The sequence below is a fragment of the Clostridium yunnanense genome, from assembly GCF_016595795.1.
Lineage (GTDB): Bacteria > Bacillota > Clostridia > Clostridiales > Clostridiaceae > Clostridium_AR > Clostridium_AR yunnanense.
The window spans coordinates 1-26,157 of the sequence record NZ_JAENHN010000026.1 but is presented as its reverse complement, the minus strand read 5'-3'; the positions used below and the strand labels follow the sequence as shown (position 1 = coordinate 26,157).

Sequence of the window (26,157 nt, the reverse complement as noted above, 5' to 3'; positions counted from 1 at the left end):
ATCTTATAATTTTGTTTCTACTTTTGTATTATCTGTCCTTGTATTTTGTTGCAAATTATAAATACTGGTCAATAAATCATGGGCAAAGTTAGCCCCTCTAGATATGAGTAACCCAGTTAATACTTGTCCAACATAATTAATTTTTGGTGAAAACCCAATTAAGCTTAATATATCAGCTCCAGTTACTATGCAAAGTAATATACCTACGAGTATTGCGCCAAGTTTATTGAAATCTAATTTGCCATGATTAAACACCATCTTGATTGTTTCCCAAATAGCCTCTGCTATTCCAGCCAAAATTATAATACTAGCTAATTTATCCATCCCCTTCTCCCCTTTGTTTCATTTATTTTTAATAAAGATACTGAAGCGCCTTACTTCAGTAAGCTATTTTTGCACAGCTGCCTTTCCGAATGTATATGAGAAAAACAAATTATTAGAGCTATCTTTTTATAAATATATTCATAAAAGTACTTATAAATTCTGCGATACTTATAAATCCTTCTTTTTTCTGATAGAGGGTTCCTAGCTCAACTATTAAGTTATACTTGCCCGAAAATCCCCAGAGCCTCGATTTTCGAACAAGTATAACTTAAGTTTCCACACAGGAACCCTATAAAAAAAACCATCTTAATTATTTTCATATTTCAATATTTCTTATACTAAAAGAAACTTGAAATATTTATAAACAATTAAAATGGTTTTAAAATACAAATAGTTTTCTATTTTGTACTTTTAGCTACTTGCAATATCTCATCAAAGTTTACTTGATTTGAAACTTCTTCTAAATAGTTAGCATATACTATCCTATTTCCTGAATCAATTACGAAAGCAGCTCTTGTTAAAAGTCCCAACTCTTTTATATAAGTACCACTAACATCAGCAAAATTTCTTTCTTTGTAATCTGAGAATACTTTGACATTTTCAATACCTTTTGCTGCACACCATCTTGCTTGAGCAAATGGCAAATCCATTGATATAGTAACGCAAGTTACATTAGGCAGTTCTTTTACTTTGTCATTAAATGTAGCAACTTCTAAATCACATACTGGAGTATCGACAGATGGAACTGCTAGCAATATTTTAACGCCAGGAATATCTTTAAAATTTACTGAATTAAGATTTGTATCTGTCACGGTAAAATCCGCTATAGTTTCATTAACAGCAAGTTGTTTCCCTTTAAGTTCAACATCATTTCCTTTAAACTTTACCTTCATTCTAAATCCTCCTTGTATTATAAAAAATTATTTAAGTCAATTATTATATAGATGAACTACTTCGTAATAAAATTTATTATTTTCACTTATATTTTAAAAACAAAAAATCGGATTAAATTTATGCACTTTCATATAATGTAAAAATAGAGAACCATAAGGTTCTCTTAAAGATTATCTATGATGTTGAACCATATCAATAGTGCCTAAAACTACATGTGCTAACCCAAATCCTAATAAAGCAGTTTCAGCCATTGGAACTATGTCTTTTTTTCTCATTCCATGTTTTCTAAGTTCATTTGCTCTTAAAGCTGCTGTTCCAGCTACAACAACACTACCTATAAGAGTTGGAATTGTTCCTTCTTTAATTCTCATTAATAATCACTCCTTTCATATATAGTATTTTAAGGAGAAAAATATTAATTATTCTAAAAACTTTTTACCAATTTTTACAATCACTATATAAACTAATTACAAGAGTTAGCTAGTATTAAAATTTTATATTTTCTATATATTAAAAAGGCATATTTCTATGCCTTTATTCTTTCTAATATATATTTTTTAACATCTTCTAAAGAACTAAATTGTTCTTCATTCTCTTCATCTAAAAAGTAAAAACATTTTTTAGCGTCTTCTTCTTCAGATTGATAATCAAATACTACTTCTCCAAGCTTCACATCATCTTCAATCCATATTTCAAGAAAATATTCTTCTATATTTTCTTTATATTTTTCTAATGCTTTGTCTAATTTTTCTGTAGTTAGTTCTACACTAACTCCTTCTTCGTTACCTGAAAAAACTATAATAGTCATTTTACCTACTCCTTCTTAAATTATTGATATATAACTTCGTAATAAAACCTATACTTTTAAAACTTCCACTCACAATTAAACAAGTTTTTAAAAACAAACTTATACGAAGCTAAAATTTCCATAATAAATAATTTGATATACTAAATATTTTATTATAGGATGATTGAATAAAATAATTTTAATATATAATCCTTTTTTTGGCTATATATAATTTAGTTTTTAAATTGATTGCTCCTATATAATCTTTATTTTTTAATATTAATCAAAATTTAAAATTAGATCTTATTTTAGATATATATTTATGAATAAATACTCACTTACGAGTATATTAAATTAGATATTATCACTTTAAGACAAATTAAAAATAATAGCAGGAGTATTCATCCCTCCTGCTATTACCGTTTCATTATTTATAAAATTCATGTTTTAAAAATTTATGATGATGGATGTTATTTGTAAAACTATATTCTTACTATTTTAATCCATCTTCATAGCTTTGTATCATTTTCTTAACCATGTTTCCACCTACAGAACCATTTTCTCTAGAAGTAAGATTTCCGTTGTATCCTTCTTTTAGATTAACTCCAACTTCCTTTGCTGACTCTTGTTTCATCTTATTTAAAGCTTGCTTAGCTTCTGGAACTAAAGTTCTATTACTTCTTGCCATTGTAAATCCCTCCTAAAAATATCTTTTGTTTGTGTTTCTAATACTATTTTATATAATTGTAGATATTATATTCAGGTTGATTAATGGCATGTAATGAAATTTTTACCTATTAATGAATAGGCTTTTTCTTATATCTCTTTCCAGCAACTTCTACACTTCCGATGGTGATCAATGCATTTTCATCAAACCCTTGTACAATATTTTTTACTTTGGCAATCTCTAATCTTGATACCACAACATATATTACATTTGTTTTTATTCCTTTATATCCACCTTTTCCGTCCAGCAATGTCACTCCACGACCAAGCCTGTCCACAATAGCTTCTGTAATATCTATATGTTTATCGGATATTATTGTAACAGCTTTTGATTCATCAAGTCCTTCTACAATAATATCTATTACTTTGAAGGCTATGAAATATGCTATTAACGAATACATTGCTCTGTCAAACCCAAATATTGCTCCTGAAATTCCTAATATAAAGAAGTTGAAAAACATTACAATCTCTCCAATAGAAAAGCTTAACTTTTTATCTAAAATTATTGCAGCTATTTCAGTGCCATCTAAAGAACCGCCATTTCGAATTATTAAACCCACCCCAGCACCTATAATAACACCACCAAATACTGCTCCTAGTAATGTATCATGAGTAATTCCAGGAATAGGATGAAAAAAACTAACACTTATAGATAAACATATTACAGCAAAAAGTGTTGAAATTGTAAAGGTTTTACCAATATGCTTATATCCCAAAACAAAAAATGGTATATTAAGTATGAAAGTAAATATTCCTAAAGGCAGCCCAGTTAAATGACTTACCATTATTGAGATACCAACTATTCCACCATCTACTAATTCATTGGGTATTAAAAATATTTCTAGCCCTATTGCAGCTAGTATTGCTCCTGTTATAATAAATACTATTCTAAAAAGCGTATTTACAAATTTATTTTTCATTATAACCTCCTCCAAAATCATTAAATTCATCTTCTAGTTAATGCTACTTTTCTATTTTTATACTATTAATAATATCATATTAATAATATAATGACAATTTTTTAATAATCTTACGTTAGCAAACTATTATCTATATCAAATATCTTAACTATTAACTAATTGTAAAATTCCAATGTAAACCAATGTACTATATTGTAATCTTATAAAAATTAGTTGTATAATATGCACTATAGTGTATAAATTTATCTATTTTTGGAGGTGAAGCATCAATCAAATATTAATTTATGAAAAAATACAATTTGAATAAGGTGGTAATAACATGAAATCCTCAATCAGAAAAAAGCTTATGTATTCTTTTGGAGCGGTAGTTACAAGTAGTATATTTATAATAATTTACATGTATCTCGTTATAAAGGGACATATAAGCAAAGACAACTTAGATATAATTTTCATAATTGCGGCACCAATCGTTTTAATAAGTATGGCTTTTGCATCTTTTCTTACTTATAAAATTTCAACAAATATTTCAGTTGTTACGAAGATACTTAACAGAACAGCTGATTTTGACTTTAGTGTTGATCAAAATGCATACGATACATTACACAAAATAAAAGGAAATGATGAAATAAATCAAATAGCTACCTCTGTGTCTAAAATGAGAGAGGAACTTAGAAACTTAATTTTAGCTATAATTGAGAGCTCAAATAAAGTTGCTACAGGTTCAGAAGATATGAACAAGATTGTTGAACAAAATGTTTGTACCATCGAATCTATAACTAGCGCAGTGAATGGAATAGCTACTGCCTCAAACGAATTATCAAGCAGTACTTTAAATGGTACAGAAAAACTCGAGCACTTAGCTGATGATATAAACAATATAGGAGAATCTACAACGGTAATAAAACAATATATAGATAAAACAAAGCACTCTAACGATGCTGGAATTAGAAATATAAATCAACTTGTGGATACTATAAAAGAAAACGAGATTGTATCCGATAAGGTAGCTGTGAGGATTAACAATTTAAAAGAACAGTCAAATCATATAAGCAGCATTACAAATACCATAAACGATATCGCAAGTCAAATAAATCTATTAGCCTTAAATGCATCAATAGAATCGGCTAGAGCTGGTGAATCAGGCAGGGGATTTGCTGTAGTTGCAAACGAGATTAAGAAACTTGCGACTGAAACAGAACAATCCACAAAAGAAATAGAAGTTATAATCAATGATTTCCAAGCTATGATTTCTGAAACTGAAAGATATATGACTGAAGCGTCAAACACAATACATAAAACTGGACAAGTATCTGATGAAACTGGTAAGACCTTCACTTCAATTAAAAGTGATGTTGACAATATGTTAGATAAGGTTAACCTACTGATAGGTAAAATAAATAAGGTTAATGAAAATAAAGATAATGTTGTAAGTACAATTGAAGAAATAGCAGCAGTTGCTGAAGAATCAGCTGCAAATACTGAAGAAATTTCAGCCTCACTTCAAGAACAAAATGCCAATATCGAACAAGTTCTCAATACATCAAATCATTTGAACGACATTGCGAAAGATTTAAATGACCTTACAAGCAAATTCAAAATTTCCTAATAATTTTTAATTTAAAAAAGCTAGACTCATATATAACTAAAGTTACTTTAACTAAAAAACTTAAAGTTACTTTATATATGGGCCTAGCTTTTTACTTTATTTCAAACTAATGTTATACAAATCATCAATAACTTAAGCTTCATAATCAACACAGGCTCTATCCACGTTAACTGCTTTAACAAAGGCTGCTACCTCTAAGTGTGAAGGATGATTTTGGTAGCTATTTAAACTTTCATAACTTTCAAATTCTGAATATAAAACTACATCATAAGAATTAGCAGAGTTATTATTTATTCCAACTTCAATTTTCCCTATCTCACTAATTTTATCTTTTAAAGCCTCTAATCGTATTTTAATCTCATTTGCATTAAATTGTTTATCATTTCCTTCTGCGTAATCCTTTAACTTCCACATTACTATATGTTTAATCATATCAATCTCTCCTTGCTCTAAAGCTATACTACTTCAATTCCAACTATATTTTTATACTCACCTAGGTTCTATGATGAGAATTTAAAAATATAAATTTCAATATGAAGCTGTAAATCAATATTAAAGTTTATCTAATTTTATTTTATTTGAAAAAAATATTATTTGCAAGTTTAAGCTTTTAACCTTGATCAACCCTGTATGAGTGTAATTTAAAAGCTTTTTGTTTTTTTATAACACACTTACGATTTATTTATTATATTCTATCTTAAAATGGGAAATCCTAGTATTTATAAGGAGTGATTTTATGTTTAACTTTATGAAAAACCATAATTTATCAATTATAAAACAGAAGTTATTACTTATATATCTTCTTAATGTGTCAGATATATTCTTTACAATTATATTAGTTAATAGCGGGTACTTTTACGAAGGTAATTCGCTAGTTGCCGCAACACTCAAAACTCCTATTTTAGCTGTTCTATTTAAGCTATTAATTCCAGCCTCTTTAATTGTATTCATATATAATAGAATGAAAAAGGCAACTATAAATCAACTAGTATATTCAAATAAAATAATAATAGTTTGTATGATTTTCTATTCCTTAATAAACATTTCTCATTTAATTTGGCTTATAATATTAACATTCTATATAAAGTAAATAAAAAAAAATAAAGGCTCTAATCACATGATTATTGCCCTTATTTTTTTATATTATCCTTAAAGGTTAGGATAGCTTTTGCTATAGCTTCTGCACATTTAGCCTGTCCATCTTTTGAAGTTATAAATTTACTATCTTCTTTATTTGACAGATATCCAATTTCAACTAAAGCTGAAATTGCATCATTATTTTTAAGTACATATAATAGAGAGTTACTTTGATACTTAATATTGCGTTTTTCAGTATACTTTAATTTATAAAGCTCCTCCTGAATATCCTTCGCTAATAATTCAGCTTTTGTATTTGGTTCATTACACCATAACTCGATACCTTTAATTGATGTATCCTTATAACTGTTACAATGAATCGAAACGAATAGGTCAGCTTTATTATCATGGGATATCTGCACACGTTTCTTTAAATCTTCTCTATCATCTGATCCTAATATTGTTTTATCATCTTTTCTTGTATACACAACTTTTATATTATTATTTTCGAGAATTTGTCCCACTTTTAGTCCAACTTTTAGTACTACATCTTTTTCAAATACTCCATTAGCACTTTCTGCACCTCTATCATATGCTCCGTGACCAGGATCAATGCAGACTATAAAGTTTTGTTTAGATTTGACTAATAGAGTAGTATCATCGATTTTATCCTTATTAGAAGTAAATATTGATATGGCACCATTTAATACTAATAGAATAAGCATAGAAATTACAGAAACTGAAAATGCAAGCCTTTCAATCCTAATTTTATAACGTTTTCTCTTCTTTTTCATTTAAAAATCTCCTAACCATATAGCTATAGACTTTCTTTGTATTTTTTTCCATATTTATATATTATATTACATCTTTTTTTTAAATGTGTAAACAATAAATATATGTATTAAGTGTAAAATTTATTACATAAAAAAATAGCTAACACGAATTTTGTTAGTTATTTTTTTACGCATCTGCCTTTCCGAATTGATATGAGGAAAATATGGCAGGCGAATATATTTTTCTTTTTTATTCTTTTCATCTATTCTGTAGGTAATTTTATTTTGTTAATCTCCTCACCTATTACTTTTATACCTTTTTCAATATCTTGTAAGCTAACTTTAGAAAAACCTAATCGTAATGTATCCTCTCCACTACAATCAGTATAAAAAATATCACCAGGTGTAAATACTACTCCTCGTTTATAACAACCTTCAAGTACCTTTCTGCTACTAATTCCTTTAAGCTTAACAAATATATGAAGGCCTCCTTCTCCCATGATAAATTCATTTGGTATATGCTTTATAACTGCAGACAAAGTAAAATTATACTTTTCTCTATAATGTTTTCTCACCTTCTTAAGATACTTGTTGAAGGCTCCACTATTCATATAATTGAATAGCAGGGCTTGATCTAAGAAGGAACTGTGTATATTTCTAGCTCTTTTCACACTTTCTAACGTACTTATAAGTTTCTTATCTGCCAAGATCCATCCAATTCTAAGACCTGGAAAAAGTATTTTAGAAAGGCTGCCTATATATATAACTCCATTTCCTTTATTACATAAACTTGCCAGAGGCGGCACATGTGAACTTGAATACAAAAGCTCTTCATTAAATCCGTCCTCTATTATAGGCACAGAATATTTTTCAAATAAATTAAGTACTTTTTTTCTATGTTCTCCTTTCATAACTATCCCTGTAGGATTATGGTATGATGGTATTATAAACCCGAGCTTAGGTTTTTCATTTATTAATTTATCTTCAAGTTTTTTAATATCCATACCTTCTTGTGTCATTTCTACTCCAAGAACATTAAGCTCATGAGCTCTCATTATTTTTAATGCTGTATTATGGGTTGGATTTTCACATATTACTTTATCACCTGGCTCTGTTAATGAATTTATAAGTATATCAAAAGCTTCAGTAAATCCATTTGTAATTAGAATATCTTTACCCTCAGTATTCACACCCTTATTAGCCATATACATTAATAGATATTCAACAAGTGGTTTATAGCCTTGAGCGTATCCATAATTAAGTAACTTGTCTCCTTGAAAAGACCAAGTGCTTAAAAAAGACCGCTTAAATTCTTCCGTATCAAACAAAGTTTCATCTGGAGCTATACTTTTAAATGAAATCATACCTCTTTCCCATGGTAATTCAGTTTTTATTATATCTAAACTTTCACAGATATTTGCATACTTATTTACTTTTAAATTCCATTTTATATTAAAGGTTTTATCTTCACTCTTAAGCTCCAAAGATACGAAGGTTCCTTTGCCTTTCAAGCTTTTAATTATACCCTCGCTTTCTAAATTCTCATAAGCTGTAACAACAGTGCTTCGACTTATACTTAATAGTTCGCTAACTTCCCTTGTAGAAGGCAGCTTACTCCCTTTTTGAAGTAAGCCGCTATTTAGACTTTCTTTTATATGATTTTCTATCTGTATATAAAAAGGTTCTTTTTTATTAAATTCAAACGAAGAAAAAATCAAATATATATCACCTCTTAAATTAAGGAATATTCAATTATTTTATCTAAAAGCTCTGAATACTCCATATTTGCTGCTTTTGCACTTCTAGGAAACAAGGATGTTTTTGTCATTCCAGGTGCTGTATTGAGTTCTAGCACATATGCAATCCCATCACTTACTATAATATCAACTCTAACATATGATTTGCAATCAAATATATCCCAACAATTTATAGCTATACTTTCCATTTGTTCTTCTAGCTCCTTAGGTAGTTTTACTACAACCTCCTGGGTTTTATCATCAAAATATTTGGCTTTATAATCAAAAAAGGTTTCCTTTGTTTTGATTTGTAATATAGGCATAATCTTACCATTTAATATAGGTATTGTATACTCTTCTCCTTGCAGATACTGTTCAACTAAAACTTCTTTATCATATTTAAATGCTTCGTCAATTGCACTAATTAACTCTGTTCTATCTTTTACTATATAAGTTCCAACACTTGATCCCCCAGAATTAGGTTTGACTACCATAGGGTATCTTAACTTTTCTATATTAAAAATTGAAAAATTCTTATTTTTTAAGTTTATATCTTGAGCTACATTTATACCTTGGTTTTTCATTATCCTCTTAGCTTGTTTCTTACTCATGCAAATTGCACTAGTTAAAACATCAGAGCCAGAGTACGGTATTTTCATAGTCTCAAGTATGCTCTGAACAGTGCCATCTTCTCCAAAGGCACCATGGAGAGCAATAAACGCAAAATCAATATCTTTTGCCTTTTCAAATATATCAATCTTAGAATCTATAACTATTGGAACAACATCATATTTATCTATATCTAAATTTTCAACAATTTCTTTTCCTGACATCAAAGATATTTCTCTTTCTGATGATATACCACCCATTAAAACTCCAACCTTCATAAACATCACTCCTTCTAGTTTTAATATAAGTATATACACTAAGCTGATATTTTTTAAGTACCACTAACTGTAGAGTTTTATAGACGTGTGGTATTTATTATTTCTTTAAACGCAAAAAAACAGCAGGATGGGGGGATCCAACTGTTTTTTACTAACTTGTGTGGTCGATTGTCTTACTATCTTAATTGTATAATCATATTATTAACACAGTATTACTATTTTAAGAATAAACCGTTAATAATTTATTCTGCATTCTTTAAAGATTCAATCATATCTATTTTATCAAATCTTTTATACATAGCTAAATTAACTATAATAGAGAATAATATTGTTAATAACACTGAATATAAGAAATAAATAGGCTTTATAGTTCTTAAAAACATTATTACATTAGTTTCTGCTGCAGACACAACAAAATTATTAATAAATATCCCTACTGCTATACCAGTTATACTTCCTATTACAGTTAATATCATATTTTCTCTGTATATATATGCCGCTAGTTCATGATTATAAAATCCAAGCAATTTTATTGTTGCTAGTTCTCTTCTTCTTTCACTTATATTAATATTAGTAAGATTATAGATTACAACAAAAGCAAGAACACCTGCAGATGCTATAAGTATCAATACAACTGAATTTATACTATCCATACTCTTATTGAAGTCAACGTGCGTACTATTCTTAAAGCTTGTAGATCCAACCTTATCTATGTTGTTAAAACTTTCTGCTATCTTATTTTCTGTATCTTTGGATTTATCTTTAATTAATGCAAAAAATCCATTATACTTAACATCTTCCCCCGAAAGCTTTTTATAATAATTAGAACTCATATATACATAGTGTTGAACATAATGTTCAGTTATTTCAAAAATCTTAGCCTTCATTACTTTATCATTAATAGTTATTTCGATAGTATCTCCAACTTTTTTATTAACTAGCTTTGATAACTTTTCAGTAACTATAACACCATCATCAGAGAGCTTAAGTTTCTTACCTTTAATAGAAAGGTTTATATAATTACTTAACTCATCACTTCTCTCTGGAACAACTACATATGCATCTTCATTAGATGAATCAGCTTTCTTAATTGTTGAATTTTTCGAGTAAGTGAATAGCGTTGATTTAACTTTCTCATTGCTATTAATTTTATCTTCAATACTCTTTTTCTCATCCTTATCAACATTTTGAGTAAGTGAGGTTTGCATATCATAAATATAAATATCGTTAAATTGCTTTTCTACTGCACCAAGTATGCCGTCCTTAAGCCCATAGCCTGTTATCATAAGTCCTGTACAAGCAGCTATTCCTATAACTGTCATAAAAAATCTCTGCTTATATCTAAATATATTCCTTGCAGTGACCTTTCTCGTAAAGCTTAGTCTCTTCCATATGAAAGGTAATCTTTCAAGAAAAATCTTTTTACCTGATTTAGGTGGCTTAGGTCTAAGTAGTGAAGCAGGAACTTCTCTAAGTTCATCTAATGTAGCTGCAACTGCAGCAACAGTTGTAAATAATATAGCAATAAGTCCTGCCTCTAATGCTAACTTAGTGTTAAATGGTGCTAGTGAATCTGGTATTGCGTAAAGTGAAGTATATGCATTCATTATAAGTGGAGGAAATAACTTAAATCCAAAAGAAACTCCTATGACACTTCCTAGAACACTGGCTGATAGAGAATAAATTAAATAGTGAGCAACAATGGATGCTCTTGAATAGCCTAATGCCTTAAAAGTACCTATCTCTATTCTATTTTCCTGGACCATTCTGGTCATTGTTGTAAGACTTACAAGTGCAGCAACTAAGAAAAATATCAAAGGAAAGGCTTTGCCGATATTATCGATTCTATCACTATCCTGTCTATAATTTTCATAACCTACATTCTGTGATCTTCCTAGTACGTACCATTCTGGATTCTTTATATCTTTTAATTTATCCCTATTTTTCTGTATTTCTTCTTCAGCATCTTTTATTTTAGCATTTGCCTTTTCTTCTTCATCTTTCAATTTGCTGGTATTTTCACTTAACTCTTTTTCACCATCTTCAAGTTTCTTTTTCCCATCCTTTAGCTTAGTAGCACCTTCATTTTTTCCCTTAATAAGTTCAGCTTCAGCATCAGCAATTTTTTTCTTGCTGCTTTCTAGTTCACTTCTACCTGCTACAAGTTGCTTCTCTCCTGCAATAAGAGTATTCTCCTTAGAAGATATTTCCGCTCTTGCATTATTAATTTGAATTGAAGAACTATTAAGTTCATCAAGATCTTTAGAATTTGGTAATTGAGCCAACATACCACTGCTTTTCAAGAAACTGTACATAGAATCAAAGTCTTTTCCCTTTATTCCAGCATCATAAGCTTGATTTAGAGTATTAAACTGCGCTATAAGCATTGGATTCGTAGGGTCTTTTGCTAATGTAGCTTTTAATTGTGATATCTGTCCTTCAATTCCAGCGGAGATCCCAGCTGCCGCAAGCTTTTTGCCTTCAGTTACCTTTGCTAAACTATCCTCAAGTTGCTTCTTCCCTCCAGCTAGTGCAGTCTTTCCATTTTCAATTTCAATGGCACTAGCATTTAGCTTTGTTTCTCCAGCTTGAATTGCTTTTTTTCCGTCCGCTATTTGCTTTTCTCCATCGGAGATTTTCTTGTTGTATAAATCTTCATTTTTCTTAAGTTCAGCTTTACCTTGTTCAAGTTTAATTCTTCCATCTTCCAGCTTTTTATGGGCATCAGCAAATTTATCTGCTGCTTCCTTTTTTGAACTGTTAAGCTTATCTTCTCCTTCCTTCAGCTTATCCTCAGCGGTTTTCATTACATCCGCATATCTAACTTCGCTTCTTTTTAATCCAAGATTCTTAAAACCTTTTTCTATACTTGATATAGCTTCTTTATATTTCTCATTTTCTAGAAGACTATTTTTTGATTCTTCGCTTTCAGTTCTTACATATATTTCTGTAAAGACCTCACTTTTAAACACCTCAGGTAAGATATATACAAATCCTCTAACTGCTCCATTTCCTACAGAACTTAATTGTCTTTGACCTGAAACATACATAGGAGATTTTGCTGAACCCACTATTTCGAATTCAGTATTGTTTAAATTGTCTTCTATATTTGTATCGTTACCTGATTGAAGTTTAATCTTATCACCTATTTTAAGATTGTTTTCCTTTAAAAACTTATCTTCTGCAACGACCTCGTTACTGCTCTGAGGTCTTTTTCCCTCTACCAATTTTATTGAGTTAATTCCACTTTCTGACGGAAGGGTATTAATATTGAGTACTAAAGAATGATCTTCTTTCACAATAACCGCATCAAGAGAGTATGCTCCTTCAGCTTCTGTTACACCCTTTTGCTTTTTTACTTCTTCTAAATCATCTTTAGTAAGCCCTAGGGTTGATATAAGTTTAAAATCCATCAAATTGTTGCTGTTAAAATATGAATCTGCAGAGCTTTTCATATCTGGACTAGTAGCTCTAACACCTGCGTAAAAAGATACGCCAACCGCTATTATAATAACTATGGATAAAAATCTTGAAAGTGTCTTTCTAATATCTCTGAATAAATTTTTAAAAAATGTCTTTTTCATATTTACCACTCAATGCTTTCTATTGGTACAGGATTGGAATTAGTTTTAACACTTTCTACCTTACCACTTTTAACGGTTATTATTTTATCAGCAATTGGTGCTATAGCTGTGTTGTGTGTAATTACAATTACAGTCATATTGTATTTTTTAGAGGTGTCAGAAAGAAGTTTCAATATTGATTTACCAGTATTATAGTCTAATGCACCTGTAGGTTCATCACAAAGTAATAACTTAGGATTTTTTGCAAGAGCCCTTGCAATTGACACTCTTTGTTGTTCTCCTCCAGAAAGCTGAGAAGGGAAATTGTTAACTCTATGCTCAAGTCCTACATTTTTTAGTACTTCTACTGGGTTCATAGGTTCTTTACATATTTCAACAGCAAGTTCAACATTTTCTACTGCATTGAGGTTTTGCACTAAATTATAAAACTGAAATACGAATCCAATATCTTCTCTTCTATACTTCGTCAGCATTTTAGTATTGTAGCTGCTTATTTCATTTCCATCCACATAAATTTTACCCTCAGTTACATGATCCATGCCGCCTAGAAGATTAAGAATAGTAGACTTTCCAGCACCACTGGCACCAAGCACAATGACAAATTCCCCTTTTTCTATGGAAAAGGAAACATCATCAACTGCTTTAATTACAACTTCACCCATGGTATAACTTTTCCTAACATTTTTTAACTCGATAAAACTCCCCATTGACTTTCCCTCCAAAATTATTTGTGAACTTTCGTTCTCTTTTACTTTAAAAATTTATGTTACTACTTTTTTCTACAGAGAAACTCTTAAGTAACAACATTCTAAACGTAAGCTATGCCTATATACAAAACAATGAAATCAAACTAACAGTCCTATTTTGTCAAACCTTTTATAATTGATCATACTCAAGCTTATCTATTACATCCTTATAAAAGATATCAATTAAATTTAATATTAACTTTCGAACTTCAGTTTCATCACTTTTTTCTTTTAAAGTAATTGAAATACTCTCAACTAAACTGTAAGAAAGAAGATATATTATAAAATTATCTTTAAGCTTTTTATTTTGAATACTTAAACCGTACTCCATTACTTCTGTAACTACTCTAGTAATAAAATCTACAAAAGTAACCTTACAATTTTCGTATTTTGAACCTTCACTTTTATTAAGTAAGATAGCTAGTTCTATTCTATTATCATCAAATATCTCCATTATTTTTTCCAAAAGATTATAGAATATGTCTTCAGCCTTATCATTAAGTTCTACCTTTTTGAATTGATTTATGTACTCCATAACTTTATGATAGACTGCACCTATAAGATTTTCATATAATTCTTCTTTACTGGCAAAATATTTATATATATTTCCAACTGAAGTACCAGAATTTTTGGCTATATTCCTTATAGAAGCAGCTTTATACCCCTTAATATTAAATTCCTTTATTGCTTCATCTATAATACTTTTTCTGACTTCATCCTTTTGATATTGCATTAGAAAACCTCCGTTCACTTTTAAAATTTTACTCTTAAAAAAAGTCAATGTCAACTTAAGGTATAAAACTAATGTTAAACCTATGTTAAGTGGATTTATATTTAATTTCTATTAGATAAACGTAATTGGCTATATATCTTAATTGTATGTATACATGAACATTATAAACATGTTTACTTTTTATTAACTTATTATTCATGAATAATATTGACACTTTAACTTTTACAGGCTATATAGTATAATTCTTCTTGTTAAACAGTTACTTTAACCATATATTATAATTAAATTCTTTAATAAGGAGTGTTTTGATGCAGTACGCTAAGAATGTTTTGAAAGGTATCTTTATAGGTATAGCTACTTTAGTACCTGGGGTAAGTGGAGGAACTATGGCAATAATACTAGGAGTGTATGATGATTTAATACACTCAATCAGTTCATTTTTTACAAATTGGCGGAAAAGTATATTGTTTTTAGGACAAATAGGGATTGGCGCTATCTTAGGTATAGGTCTTTTGAGCAGCCTTTTAGAAACCGCTCTAAGTAAATTTCCACATACTATGCAATTTTTATTTATAGGGATCATACTCGGTGGATTACCGGTTTTATATAAAAAAACTGGCACAGGTACTAAAAGACCTATAAGCGATTATTTTTTATTTGCATTAGGCTTTATCATTGTTCTTCTTCTTGGGTCAGATCCAGAAGTTGTTACTACAATGGCCTCAACCGAAGGCAGCGGAAACTTTTTATTTCTATTTATTGCAGGAATCATAATTGCAGTAGCTTTAGTACTTCCTGGCATTAGCGCTTCTTTTATGCTTTTAGCCTTAGGTTTATATGAAGTAACTTTAAGATCCATAAATACGCTTAACATTACTTTTCTTATACCTATAGCTTTAGGAATATTAGCTGGAACCTTAGCTTCAACTAAACTTATAGAAAAGTTTTTAGTAGCATATCCAAGTAAAGCTTATATGCTTATAATTGGTTTTGTTGGTGGATCTTTGATATCAGTTTATCCAGGCATACCATCAGGAATTAATATATTAACTTCTATATTAGCTTTTATCATAGGCTTTATTATCATATTTTTATTAGGTAAAAAAGGTGATGCTTATTAAATAAATATTTATTCTGATAAAAAAGCTTCTGAAACCATCAAAATATCTAAGTTTAGTTAACATGAAAATTTTATAGCTTCCTATACAGTAAAAAAGTTCAGTAAATCATACTTCACTGAACTTTTTTTAATACACATCAACAAATTACTATATAGATTCATTCATAATATTTGTAAATTTTTCTATTGATTCTTCTGAAAGTTTATATACACTATCTTTGATTCCTGTTATCTTTTTAATCATTGCTTTTTCGAAAAAATTTAATTTCTCAAACTTATATTCATATCCAAATTGGCATTTACATATAGCATTTTCGAATAATTTAGACGGAAATGCATTTTTTAATTCTTTATACTTTTCCTCTTCCTTATCAGCACCTCCACATATAAAAAGTCCTACTCGCTTCATTAAAAGCTCTTCTTCATGGTTTATTGCAAATTGTTTTAACTTCTTTTGTATATTTCCTATATATATTGATCCGCCTAATATTATATTATCAAATTCAACTGTAGAAGGGGGTTCTTGCTTAAGAATATTAACCATTACTACTTCCCCTTTCATTTTATCTTTTATAAGATTTGAAGCTTTTTCAACTGTACCATATTTAGTGGCATAAATAATTAAACTTTTCATAATTATCTCCTAACCATATGATTATTTTCTTTAACATTACTAATTACAAGATACAGACAATAAATAACAATTAAATTGAAACATGGAAATATAATGATCTCCCCTACTGACATTGAAATACCTGAATATATCTGACCAATTATCATAGCCGTTATAGCTGTAAGCATAGAGATTTCCTTAATGATCATTATCGGAGCTAAAAGATACCCTAATGACTTATTTTTAATTAATAAAATCCCTGAGATAGTTGCTATTGGAACAACAAAACCTAGATCAAGCGCTTGTATAGGCAAAGTGGTATAATACTCTAGTCCTTCTGGATATCCTCCTTTTATAAATGCTGTTCCAATCTTACCAATCCACATTAAACCAACGCTAAAAGACATAAACAATAAAAATCCTCCTATAAACTTTCTCGGAATCTTATCACTAAAATAGGATTTAATGCTGTCTATATCAAAAGAAGTAATCATCAGTGTAAGTGTGAAAAAACTCATAGACATTAAAGCTACATAAACTAAGAAAAACTTATTATACATAGACAGAAAACTGTAGGATGTATAGGTGTAAAAAAAGTAACCTAATGTCCCTGTAAGTAGCAGTCTACCCTTCATGAGCCCTCTGTTTGATAAAAACAATGAAATAATTAGAAGTGGCACTGCTAAAATTATCGTAACTATATCTTGAGAAATTGCTTGAGAAGCTATAGAAACAGAATCGTTATGATATATACCTCTTCCATACATTTTAACAATTTCCCCACCAATTGTTGTAAATTCAGTTTTATCATAAATTTGATTAGAAAAAACACCGTATATTGCCGCTAAAAGTGATAAAAGTGCTATTAAGACCGAAAGAATTTTTACAGATATTCTTAATTTCATCTAATTAACCTCACTTTAATAATATTTTAGTATTTTAATATTTTGAAAACCGCTTCAATATGACAATTGATAAGCTTTTCTTTTTGGTCAATAGTAATAAAGTCTTCAATCATAAGCCTTATTATTAGGCCAAAAGTTGATGTCCATATAACTTGAGCTGTAAGTTCTATTTTACTTTTATCAATATAACTTTCACCCCATAGGCTTTCTATACACTTACATAGTATCCCTATAGCTTTCCGCTCTTTTGATGCCCCTTCAAATAGTACAGACGTATGTTGAAGTACATTTGGTGAGCTATTTAAAAGCAAATTTCTATACTCTTCTTTCATTTTTAAAGCCATCTTTATATAATTTCTTAATCCATCTTCTATTCTAATTGCAGGTTCAGCATCACTATTTTCCATAATTGATATAGACTCAATAATCCTTTTATACCCATCCCTCATTATGCAGTCAATTATTTCATCTTTATCCTTAAAGTAATGATATATAATTGGTGCAGTATATTCTATTTTATCTGCTATTTTCCTTACAGTAACACCGTCTATTCCTTCTGTGTTTATAATGTCTTTTGCTGCTTTTAATATAAGTTCTCTCTTTTCTTGTCTTTCTCTTTCTCTTCTATCTTGAATTCCCAAATTTAAAACTCCTATTCACAATTTTAACTAAGTTAAATTATTTAACACCGTTAAACACATCATATCACCGTTAAATATTGGTGTCAATTACCAAATATAATGAATATAATCTTTTTATAAATAATTATATAATTTAGAAATCTAAAATATTGAATCGTTAGCTTTCTTAAAAATACAAAAAACCACTAGTTAATTTACTACTAAAGATGAACCACTTCAATCCTAAATCTATTTTCAAAACTCCTCTGGGTTCTGAGAGGAGTTTTTGAAAATATAAATTCAATTATGAAGTGGTTCATCTATATGAATAAAATAACTAGTGGTTTCATTTATACTATTAATCCTATAGTTTTTTAAAATATAATAATCTTTCTCTTTGCAATATATCCTCTACCCCATTATCAGTCTTAATGAATTTGCTATGAAATTGAAATCCTAATTTTTCAATGCATTTAATAGATTTATAATTATCCGTTCTTATAGTAGCTCTCAGTCTAATTCCCTTATAATTGTATTTTATTACATTAATCACAGCGTCAATTGATTGTGGAATAATCCCTTTTCCCCAATATTCTTCATTTAAACCATATCCAATTGTTATAGCTTTCTCATCATCCTTGATAAAAAACCTTACTACCCCGATAATCTTATCTGTTTTATCCTCGCATATACCTAAATATAAGTTATCACCGTTTCTGTTTCTATTTGAAATAGTGTCCATAAACATTTCTGTATCTTTAATATCTTTATGTATGCTTCTGCTAATATATTTCGCCACTTTTTCATTGCTATAAACTTCAAAAAGATTTTCTTTATCCTTTGCTTCAATAAGACGTATTTTATACTTTTCTGAAACCTTTATTGGTAGATTACTTTTTATAAAATTAAACATATATAAATCCCCTGTCTAATATATAAATAAAGTTATACAAATTAACCTTTCTATATTTCAATCTTAAAACTTTTATTCATTGAAAATTCTTTGATAAATCTTTATTTCATCTTCATCCTTACCATTAAGCAACAAATAATAATTTTGTTTGTCTATATTTTTTTTGATTTTTTTATCTAATATTATATTATCCAATACGCCAATCGCTCCTATATAGCTTCCTTCATTATAAATGTTATGAGCTGCGTCAAACGAACTTCCATCATTAAATTTAATATTATATACTAATTTCGAATCGTTCTTTCCTCTAGTCTTTATCTTAATATCACAGTATTTTATATCTCCATAGTTATATGTAAGTTCTTTGGACTCAATAATATTATGTCGTACTATCTTACTGGGCAAAAGTTCATAATAATTCTTCACAGTATAGTAAAACCAGAAGCTAAGGATTAAAAGAATAAAAACAAATATAAAACTAAATTTTAATAATCCAAATTTCCTTTTTTGTGGAATCTTATTAATCTGGCCAAACTGAAATATATAGGATCCCTCTCGATTTATGAGCATTAAGATTGCAACATACAAAACTAGCATTATAATAATAACAATTGGTATGGTGGAATAAACTATAGTATTAAATTTGCTATTTACAATCAAGAAGCTTTCTGCAATCCTATTACTAACCACTAACTTGTCCATTACTACCGATAGCCCGAAAGTATATAACAAAGCAGCACTAAGTATCAGCAAAATAATTATTACTTTATTTACAAAACCTCTCACTCTATCTATATTATAAAAAAAATTTTTAAGCACTCTAACTCCCCCTAATAGATACCTCTGTAATATATGAATAAAAAGCCACGTAACTTTAAACACTTTTTTAGTATAAATATACATACTTGTATATTATAAAGTATTTTCACCGCAGATTTACAGGAAGATTGTCGAACAAAAAACTTTTTTTTTGCAAAGTTAAAGGCTAGTAAATAATTTAGTGTTATTTACTAGCCTTTAGAATTCATAATATGATAACTTTAAAAATTCAATTTATTTATTTTTATAGAGTTCCAATCTCAACTATTAATTTATACATGCCCGATAATCCCCAGAAGCCGGGATTTTCGAACAAGTATAAATTAAGTTTCTACATAGGAACTCTAAGTTAACTAAATGTAAAACCTTCACCAACTACCTCATGGACTTCATTAATTGTAATAAAAGCTCTATCATCAATACTGCTAATATACTCCTTCAACTGAACAAACTGTTTTCTACTAAGAACTGTAGTTATGACTTCACTTTCATTGTTATTATAAGCACCTTTTGCATAGTAAATCGTTGCACTTCTTTCTAATATATCCATTATATATCTTTTAATTTCTTCACCTTGGGAACTTATTATTGCAACTTGCTTATATGTGTTTAAAGTTTTAATTACTTTGTCTATAAGTGTACAGTTTATTATTACACCAAGTATTGAATAAAGGCCTATGTTAATCCCAAAAATTGATGTAGCTGCAATAGTTATAATAATATCTGCAGCTAGAAGTGAGTTGCCAATAGATATATTGAAATACTTGTTAATTATCTTTGCTATTATATCAGTTCCACCAGTTGATGCATTTTGATTAAAAACTATTCCCATACCTAGTCCACAAATTAACACTCCAAAAATTAGCTGTATTAGCACATCATCACTTATAGGTTTAATATTAGGAAATACTTCTTCTAAAATTAGTATAGCTCCAGAAATAGAAAAACTACAAAATATTGTTTTTCCACCAAAAAAAGGTCCAATCACCAGGATACCTACTAAAAACAATATCACTTCCATACACATCATAAGCCCACCTATTGGAAGACTAGGTATTAAACTATTAATAATAATAGCTATACCACTTATTCCACCTGCAGCTATCTTATTTGGTGCTAGAAAAAAATATGTTCCTAAAGCTACTAAAACAGATCCAATAAAAAGCAGTAAAAAATCTTTAATTTTATTTTTCATGTAATGTCTCCTCCCGTCATTTAACATAAGAAAATGTCCAAGTTATTTTCAACAAAAAAGAGCACATAAATCAAAATATGTAACAGGCTTCCTTCACCAATTAACAATTTAAGATTTATATGCTCTCATTACACAGAAACACTTTTCTGCGAACGTCTTTTATTTATAACATAATATTATCCAAAGTTGGGCCTTCTGTCAATGTTTAAAATTTTTTTAATGTTTTATGCCTATTTATCCAAATGTTGATCTTTATTGGTTAAGTTTCTTATTTTTATTACGATATATTAAATATACCACTTCTTTAAACAATATTTTTTCATAGAATCCCCTATAATTTAATAAGTTTAAAGATAGTGGTATTACGTTTATTTATATATTCATATAGGAGATGATATCTTGGATATTATTACAGATATAGCGTCATTATCTATAGGAATGAAGCAGGATAGTTTAGCTCAAGCCGTCAGTATTTCATTAGTAAAAAAAACTCTTGATAGTTCTAAAGAAGATTCACAAAATCTAATTAAGATGATGGAACTAAGCACAAACCCTAATCTAGGTAGTAACTTAGATGTTAAAGCGTAGAAGGGCTGGATTTTCTCCAGTCCTTCTACGCTTTAACACTGTAAGCAAGTTTTAATAATTTGCGTTTTTTAGATTGATAAAAGCAGGAGTTTTTTTGAATAAAATGCTAAAATATGCACAATATAATATCGTAGCTAATCTAAAGACATATAAATCAGTAATTTGAAGTATATCCTCAGTTTCAAATTATTTAGCTTTAGTTTATATGTCTTAAATTACTCACTGTGGTCAATGCTAAAACCAAAATAATCCAAACGCTAAATTTTATTTAGAGTTTGGATTATTTCCATTTTATTGAACTTAGTACTTTTTTATATTTTTTTTCTTACTAGCATATAAGTTGCAACACCTACACCTGTAGCTGTTCCTAAAAAACTAATAGTTTTAGAAGGAAATGTTTTCTTTGGTTTCTTTTCATTACCTAACATGTTTATTAAAGTTGAAACTCCTACGATTTCGCGTATCATTAATCACACCTCCAATATTAAATATAAATATATTTTCTATTGCCTTACTTAAGTTTTCATAATCTTAAATATTTACCCTAAATAAATTTTAAAAGCTTTCAGTAATTGCAATAATATATAGATGTATTATTAAATCCATCTATATATATTTTCTCTAGAACCTATATAATTATCCTTTATTAAAATAGGAGGTACTAATCAATATACGTATACTTTTCTTTTATTGGAATACTTTATAAGGTTTTTAACTCAACAATTATTAGTGTATATATTCTGCAGCAAGAATATTTTCTTTTTTAAAGTAACGTTTTTGTCTTCTTAGGTAGCAAAATGCTTCGACATTCTCACCTTTTATACCTAATACTTGAATATTTCTTCTTGTTATTTTTCTGTCTTTGTCCATGTAGATAATCGTAACAGGCCTATGAAATTCTAAAGCACTTTTTAATATATCCATTACTAATCACCTCAATATTATTATAATATATATCATTACGATATGCAAACACAAGTTCGCATATGCTATATTTTTATAGTTTTATCAAGGTTTAATCTAAAATTATAATTTGATAAATTTTAAGTACTACTCCATTCAATGAATTAATAAATTTGCTGAAGCCGTTTTATTCAATAAAAAAGCTCAGAAGCAAAAACTTCTAAGCTTAATTCTTATCTTGTTATTACTCCTGATTTAGTCCATGGTCCTTTGTCAGTACTATATACTACGTTTAGTCTACCATTTCCCAAGTCCTCTAAAACAATGACATTTTCACTATTAACGCTTCCTATATTTGCACCTGAAAATCTATCATATACTTGTCTAAAACCACTTATATAAATTGGAGCATTTAAATAACCAATATTAGCTACAACATTTCTTATATAAGTTTGTCTTGTACCTCCTGGTATAGGATATTCAATTAGGTTAAGCTGCCTACTGTAGGAAACATCAATAATTTTTATTCTATCTCCAATGTCAACTATTCTTCCTTGTTCAATATCACCGTTAATGGTTCTTCCATAGAACCAGTCATTTTTTACGACTGCATTTGCTCCACTTACTTGACCAATAGGTTGAGTTGGTATTACTGGTGGTGTTGTCCTTCCTGTCAATAAATCTTCCTTAAATTGATTCATATCAACCCCACCGAAAATACCACTAACTGAACCTGAAGAGGTATATTGCCATCCACTCCAGGTATCCCAAATATTCGTATTCCAGCTAGGTGTTCCATTAGTGTAATGAGCTAGCCACAATTGAGTACCTTTCAATATCTCTGTTAAATTATTTTTTGAGAAGTAGCTTCCCGTATATACTATACATTCAACTCCAGTCAATTCCTTCACTCTATCAATAAAAGTTCTAACACAGCTACTTAAAAGATTTTTATCTAGTCCTTCAGTAGTTTCTACATCGCAGGTATATTTTAAGTCAACACTATATCCTTTTGTTGCTTCCACAAAAAAGTTAGCTTGATCTATTGCATTTTCAACACTTCTTGCCCTAAAAAAGTGATAGAATCCAACTAATATGCCTTGCGCTTTTAATCCATGATAATGAGTAGCCATCATCGTATCTTTATAAGTTACACCTTCAGACGCTTTTAGATAGGCGGCTTGTATTCCGCTATTTTTTACTCGAGCATAATCAACATTAGTTTGGTAATTTGAAATATCAATTCCTTTATACATAATATCCCTCCCTATTAATATATATGAAAAAATGTGCAATTTTGGTCCCTTTTTGTACATTATAGTCATATTTTTTATGGAGTAATTATCAGTATAAAATTAATATTCTTTTGTTATTGACTACATGGTTTTTCTGTGGTACTCAAAAGCAGTTTTTATCTCAAAACCACATTTTTTATATAAATTAAAAGCTATATCATTTCCACTATCTACTTCAATAAAAATATTTTTGCTTTCATCCCTACATAAAACTTCAATTAATTTCATCAGAGTTTCTTTTCCCATCCCCTTACCTTGATTAACCTTAGCTATTGCAAAACCAAATAAAAATATATCATTTCCATCATAGCTTACAGAACATGAACCAATAATCTGATTATTCAATTCTGCCACATAAATTTCTCTATCTGCAGCTTCTAAAGTTTTCACTGCAAAGCTTTCAGCAACTTCATAACTATCATCAAAAGCATCAACACTAACATCAATAATTTTTTCAGCATCATCATAAGATGCCTTTCTAATCCTAATTAAATCTGACGGAGTTATTTTTTTACAGTCTCTATTAAATTTTAAAAGATATTCTGTAAAATCATAATCAGCCTTAAGATTTTTTATAGTTTCTTTTCCATCCTTTGATTGACTCTCACAAACAAATAATAAATCCTTTATACCATATTTTTTAGTCTCTTCACTTGCTCTATGAAGTAAAGCTTTAAAACACCCTTTATTTCTATACTTTGGATGAGTATATGCTGATATTTCTGCTTCAGCCTTAGTTGGAAGGAACATATATAAAACACTCACTAAAATGTCATCCTCATATGCCATAAATAAATTTTTTATATCCTTGTTAAAGTTTAATGAGTTGTCTAAAAACATATCCCCATTTAAACCATCATGTTCTTTACAAACATTTTCTAAAATTCTTATAGAATTAATTAATTCCTCGTTTAGTTCACTGAATTCTTTTATTATCAAAAATAATCCTCCAATTTCTTTTTAAAGATTTTCTTTTAAATACTCTATATATTTATTAAGTGAGTTTTTGTCTTCAAAGCTAGCTTGAGCTCTTTTAGCATTTCCTCCACCTTTGCCTCCAAACTCTTTCAAAGTTTCTTTGAATATCTTCCCACACTCAAAATCAAAAGTTCCATTTTGGGCTAATATTAATTTTTTATATCTTAAAGAACTTAAAATTAATATAAAATCTTTTTCTTTAAATTCATCACATATTTTTTCTAAAAGCTCAAAATCTTCATCTTCATATTGAGCTATTATAAATTTATCATTGGCACCATTCAGAAGTTCTTGAGCTTTACTTAAAGCTAAAGTGCTATATAAACTTCCAACCTTCTTTTTAAGATCTATGATTTCTTCCTTCTGATTCTTTATCTTATTACTTATTTCTGATGGATCTGCAGAAAGAGTTCTTGTTAAATCAACTATATAGTCATGCTTTATTTGATAATCTTTTAATGCTCTGAGTCCACATTTAAAATAGACTCTAGTCATACCTTTATATTTTTCATACTTTATTATCTTTACAAGACCAATCTCTCCAGTTCTATTTGCATGTGTTCCGCAACAAGCACTAAAATCAGTGTTTTCACCCACTTGAACCATTCTTATATTATTTCCTTCTGCTTTTATCTCTTTTCTAAGTGGAAGCTTTAGTGCCTCATCTTTTGATAAAAAATATGTTTTGATTGGTTCGTTCTTAAATACGTATAAGTTAACTTCTTTTTCTATACTCTTTATCATTTCTTTAGTGGCATCTTTTAGTTCCATATCAATTGTCACATAGTCTTCTCCTAGATGGAATCCTGCATTGGATACTCTAAAAAGTTTAAAAAAGGCAGCTGACAATAAGTGTTCACCTGAATGCTGCTGGATATGATCCACCCTTCTCTCGTAATCAACTTTACACTTGACTACGCTTCCTTCCGGTTTTCTATCAACCACGTGATATATCACGTCATCTTCTTCATATACATAACTTACTTCAATGTCATTAATGTATCCAAAATCATTTGGCTGTCCTCCACCTTCTGGATAAAAAGGAGTTCTTTTAAGGACAATTTCAAATTTATCACCTTTATCTAATATACTTTCAATTTCGCAATCCGCTTCACATATATATGGATCTTTATAAAATAACTTTTCAGTCATATTAATCCCCCCAATTTTCATTAGCTTATTATCTAACTTATAAGTTCCCATTACAAAAACTTAATTTATTGTTGTTTGAAAATGCCGATATCTTAGAATCTTTGCCACTATATAAACTAACAATTGAAGTTAGAATCCTATATATAGGTATCCTAGGTCTAAGTTTAAGTTATACTGAATAACCACAATTTTTCTTCAAATACTAAACATACGGAGAAAGGTGGTTGAATTATGGGTAGAAATCATTTAAAAGTAGAATCTTT

28 protein-coding genes are annotated in these 26,157 nt (G+C 29.0%); 4 read left to right on the top strand and 24 right to left on the bottom strand.

Features of this window, described 5'->3' with window-relative positions; translation table 11 throughout:
- Nucleotides 1-3 precede the first annotated feature (3 nt).
- The 6 genes from JHL18_RS08130 to JHL18_RS08105 form a co-directional block, all read right to left on the bottom strand.
- Entirely contained in the window at nt 4-324 is a 321-nt protein-coding gene (locus tag JHL18_RS08130; RefSeq protein WP_200267958.1) for a hypothetical protein, read from the bottom strand.
- 398 nt (nt 325-722) lie between these two features.
- Nucleotides 723-1,217 carry a thiol peroxidase gene (gene tpx, locus JHL18_RS08125; RefSeq protein ID WP_200267956.1) on the bottom strand — a complete coding sequence of 165 codons (495 nt, stop codon included), beginning with the start codon at nt 1,215-1,217 and terminating at the stop codon, nt 723-725.
- A gap of 171 nt (nt 1,218-1,388) precedes the next feature.
- Complete coding sequence (locus JHL18_RS08120; RefSeq protein WP_200267955.1) at nt 1,389-1,589, bottom strand: asparagine synthase; 201 nt, start codon at nt 1,587-1,589, stop codon at nt 1,389-1,391.
- 155 nt (nt 1,590-1,744) lie between these two features.
- Nucleotides 1,745-2,026 (bottom strand): hypothetical protein, encoded by a 282-nt coding sequence (locus JHL18_RS08115; RefSeq protein ID WP_200267953.1) that lies wholly within the window; start codon nt 2,024-2,026, stop codon nt 1,745-1,747.
- A 472-nt stretch (nt 2,027-2,498) separates the two neighbouring features.
- Nucleotides 2,499-2,693 (bottom strand): alpha/beta-type small acid-soluble spore protein, encoded by a 195-nt coding sequence (locus tag JHL18_RS08110; RefSeq protein ID WP_200267952.1) that lies wholly within the window; start codon nt 2,691-2,693, stop codon nt 2,499-2,501.
- A 109-nt stretch (nt 2,694-2,802) separates the two neighbouring features.
- Nucleotides 2,803-3,651, bottom strand: coding sequence for a YitT family protein (locus JHL18_RS08105; protein WP_200267950.1), 849 nt, complete (start codon nt 3,649-3,651; stop codon nt 2,803-2,805).
- A gap of 319 nt (nt 3,652-3,970) precedes the next feature.
- On the opposite strand from JHL18_RS08105, the gene JHL18_RS08100 reads away from it, so the two are divergent.
- Nucleotides 3,971-5,257 carry a methyl-accepting chemotaxis protein gene (locus tag JHL18_RS08100; protein ID WP_200267948.1) on the top strand — a complete coding sequence of 429 codons (1,287 nt, stop codon included), beginning with the start codon at nt 3,971-3,973 and terminating at the stop codon, nt 5,255-5,257.
- A 132-nt stretch (nt 5,258-5,389) separates the two neighbouring features.
- Here the strand turns inward: JHL18_RS08100 and JHL18_RS08095 are convergent, their stop codons facing one another.
- Nucleotides 5,390-5,689, bottom strand: a complete 300-nt coding sequence (locus JHL18_RS08095) for a Dabb family protein (protein ID WP_200267947.1) — start codon at nt 5,687-5,689, stop codon at nt 5,390-5,392.
- 304 nt (nt 5,690-5,993) lie between these two features.
- Here JHL18_RS08095 and JHL18_RS25875 point away from each other — a divergent pair, with 304 nt between their 5' ends.
- Nucleotides 5,994-6,347 carry a DUF5658 family protein gene (locus JHL18_RS25875; RefSeq protein WP_338025457.1) on the top strand — a complete coding sequence of 118 codons (354 nt, stop codon included), beginning with the start codon at nt 5,994-5,996 and terminating at the stop codon, nt 6,345-6,347.
- A 40-nt stretch (nt 6,348-6,387) separates the two neighbouring features.
- Here JHL18_RS25875 and JHL18_RS08090 read toward each other — a convergent pair whose 3' ends face one another.
- The 6 genes from JHL18_RS08090 to JHL18_RS08065 form a co-directional block, all read right to left on the bottom strand.
- Entirely contained in the window at nt 6,388-7,128 is a 741-nt protein-coding gene (locus JHL18_RS08090; RefSeq protein WP_200267945.1) for an N-acetylmuramoyl-L-alanine amidase family protein, read from the bottom strand.
- A 242-nt stretch (nt 7,129-7,370) separates the two neighbouring features.
- Complete coding sequence (pdxR, locus tag JHL18_RS08085) at nt 7,371-8,825, bottom strand: MocR-like pyridoxine biosynthesis transcription factor PdxR (RefSeq protein WP_200267943.1); 1,455 nt, start codon at nt 8,823-8,825, stop codon at nt 7,371-7,373.
- 14 nt (nt 8,826-8,839) lie between these two features.
- A complete protein-coding gene (locus tag JHL18_RS08080; protein ID WP_200267941.1) occupies nt 8,840-9,730 on the bottom strand; it encodes a D-alanine--D-alanine ligase in 891 nt (296 codons plus the stop codon).
- 242 nt (nt 9,731-9,972) lie between these two features.
- Nucleotides 9,973-13,314: an ABC transporter permease gene (locus tag JHL18_RS08075; protein WP_200267939.1), complete on the bottom strand. Its 3,342-nt coding sequence runs from the start codon at nt 13,312-13,314 to the stop codon at nt 9,973-9,975.
- Between the two features lie 2 nt (nt 13,315-13,316).
- Nucleotides 13,317-14,021: an ABC transporter ATP-binding protein gene (locus JHL18_RS08070; RefSeq protein WP_200267937.1), complete on the bottom strand. Its 705-nt coding sequence runs from the start codon at nt 14,019-14,021 to the stop codon at nt 13,317-13,319.
- A 169-nt stretch (nt 14,022-14,190) separates the two neighbouring features.
- Nucleotides 14,191-14,793 carry a TetR/AcrR family transcriptional regulator gene (locus tag JHL18_RS08065; protein WP_200267936.1) on the bottom strand — a complete coding sequence of 201 codons (603 nt, stop codon included), beginning with the start codon at nt 14,791-14,793 and terminating at the stop codon, nt 14,191-14,193.
- Nucleotides 14,794-15,101: 308 nt separating this feature from the next.
- Between JHL18_RS08065 and JHL18_RS08060 the strand changes: the two genes are divergently transcribed.
- On the top strand, nt 15,102-15,914 hold the full coding sequence (locus JHL18_RS08060) for a DUF368 domain-containing protein (RefSeq protein ID WP_200267934.1): 813 nt from the start codon (nt 15,102-15,104) through the stop codon (nt 15,912-15,914).
- A 147-nt stretch (nt 15,915-16,061) separates the two neighbouring features.
- Here the strand turns inward: JHL18_RS08060 and JHL18_RS08055 are convergent, their stop codons facing one another.
- From JHL18_RS08055 to JHL18_RS08030, 6 genes are all read right to left on the bottom strand, one after another.
- Nucleotides 16,062-16,547, bottom strand: coding sequence for a flavodoxin domain-containing protein (locus tag JHL18_RS08055; protein WP_200267932.1), 486 nt, complete (start codon nt 16,545-16,547; stop codon nt 16,062-16,064).
- A gap of 2 nt (nt 16,548-16,549) precedes the next feature.
- Nucleotides 16,550-17,431, bottom strand: a complete 882-nt coding sequence (locus tag JHL18_RS08050) for a hypothetical protein (protein WP_207752991.1) — start codon at nt 17,429-17,431, stop codon at nt 16,550-16,552.
- Between the two features lie 26 nt (nt 17,432-17,457).
- Entirely contained in the window at nt 17,458-18,072 is a 615-nt protein-coding gene (locus JHL18_RS08045; protein WP_200267930.1) for a TetR/AcrR family transcriptional regulator, read from the bottom strand.
- Nucleotides 18,073-18,415: 343 nt separating this feature from the next.
- Nucleotides 18,416-18,964 (bottom strand): GNAT family N-acetyltransferase, encoded by a 549-nt coding sequence (locus JHL18_RS08040; RefSeq protein WP_200267928.1) that lies wholly within the window; start codon nt 18,962-18,964, stop codon nt 18,416-18,418.
- 72 nt (nt 18,965-19,036) lie between these two features.
- On the bottom strand, nt 19,037-19,783 hold the full coding sequence (locus JHL18_RS08035; protein ID WP_200267926.1) for a hypothetical protein: 747 nt from the start codon (nt 19,781-19,783) through the stop codon (nt 19,037-19,039).
- Nucleotides 19,784-20,132: 349 nt separating this feature from the next.
- On the bottom strand, nt 20,133-20,978 hold the full coding sequence (locus tag JHL18_RS08030) for a YitT family protein (RefSeq protein ID WP_200267924.1): 846 nt from the start codon (nt 20,976-20,978) through the stop codon (nt 20,133-20,135).
- 399 nt (nt 20,979-21,377) lie between these two features.
- Here JHL18_RS08030 and JHL18_RS08025 point away from each other — a divergent pair, with 399 nt between their 5' ends.
- Nucleotides 21,378-21,566 (top strand): YjfB family protein, encoded by a 189-nt coding sequence (locus JHL18_RS08025; protein ID WP_243277831.1) that lies wholly within the window; start codon nt 21,378-21,380, stop codon nt 21,564-21,566.
- Between the two features lie 311 nt (nt 21,567-21,877).
- Here JHL18_RS08025 and JHL18_RS08020 read toward each other — a convergent pair whose 3' ends face one another.
- From JHL18_RS08020 to JHL18_RS08000, 5 genes are all read right to left on the bottom strand, one after another.
- Complete coding sequence (locus JHL18_RS08020) at nt 21,878-22,033, bottom strand: hypothetical protein (RefSeq protein WP_200267922.1); 156 nt, start codon at nt 22,031-22,033, stop codon at nt 21,878-21,880.
- A gap of 259 nt (nt 22,034-22,292) precedes the next feature.
- The gene (locus JHL18_RS08015; RefSeq protein ID WP_200267920.1) at nt 22,293-22,490 is read right to left on the bottom strand and encodes a hypothetical protein; all 198 of its coding nucleotides are present in this window, start codon (nt 22,488-22,490) and stop codon (nt 22,293-22,295) included.
- Between the two features lie 212 nt (nt 22,491-22,702).
- The gene (locus tag JHL18_RS08010; protein ID WP_200267918.1) at nt 22,703-23,725 is read right to left on the bottom strand and encodes a GH25 family lysozyme; all 1,023 of its coding nucleotides are present in this window, start codon (nt 23,723-23,725) and stop codon (nt 22,703-22,705) included.
- Nucleotides 23,726-23,845: 120 nt separating this feature from the next.
- Nucleotides 23,846-24,703, bottom strand: coding sequence for a GNAT family N-acetyltransferase (locus tag JHL18_RS08005; protein WP_200267916.1), 858 nt, complete (start codon nt 24,701-24,703; stop codon nt 23,846-23,848).
- Between the two features lie 21 nt (nt 24,704-24,724).
- Nucleotides 24,725-25,894 (bottom strand): alanyl-tRNA editing protein, encoded by a 1,170-nt coding sequence (locus JHL18_RS08000; protein ID WP_200267914.1) that lies wholly within the window; start codon nt 25,892-25,894, stop codon nt 24,725-24,727.
- Nucleotides 25,895-26,157 lie beyond the last annotated feature (263 nt).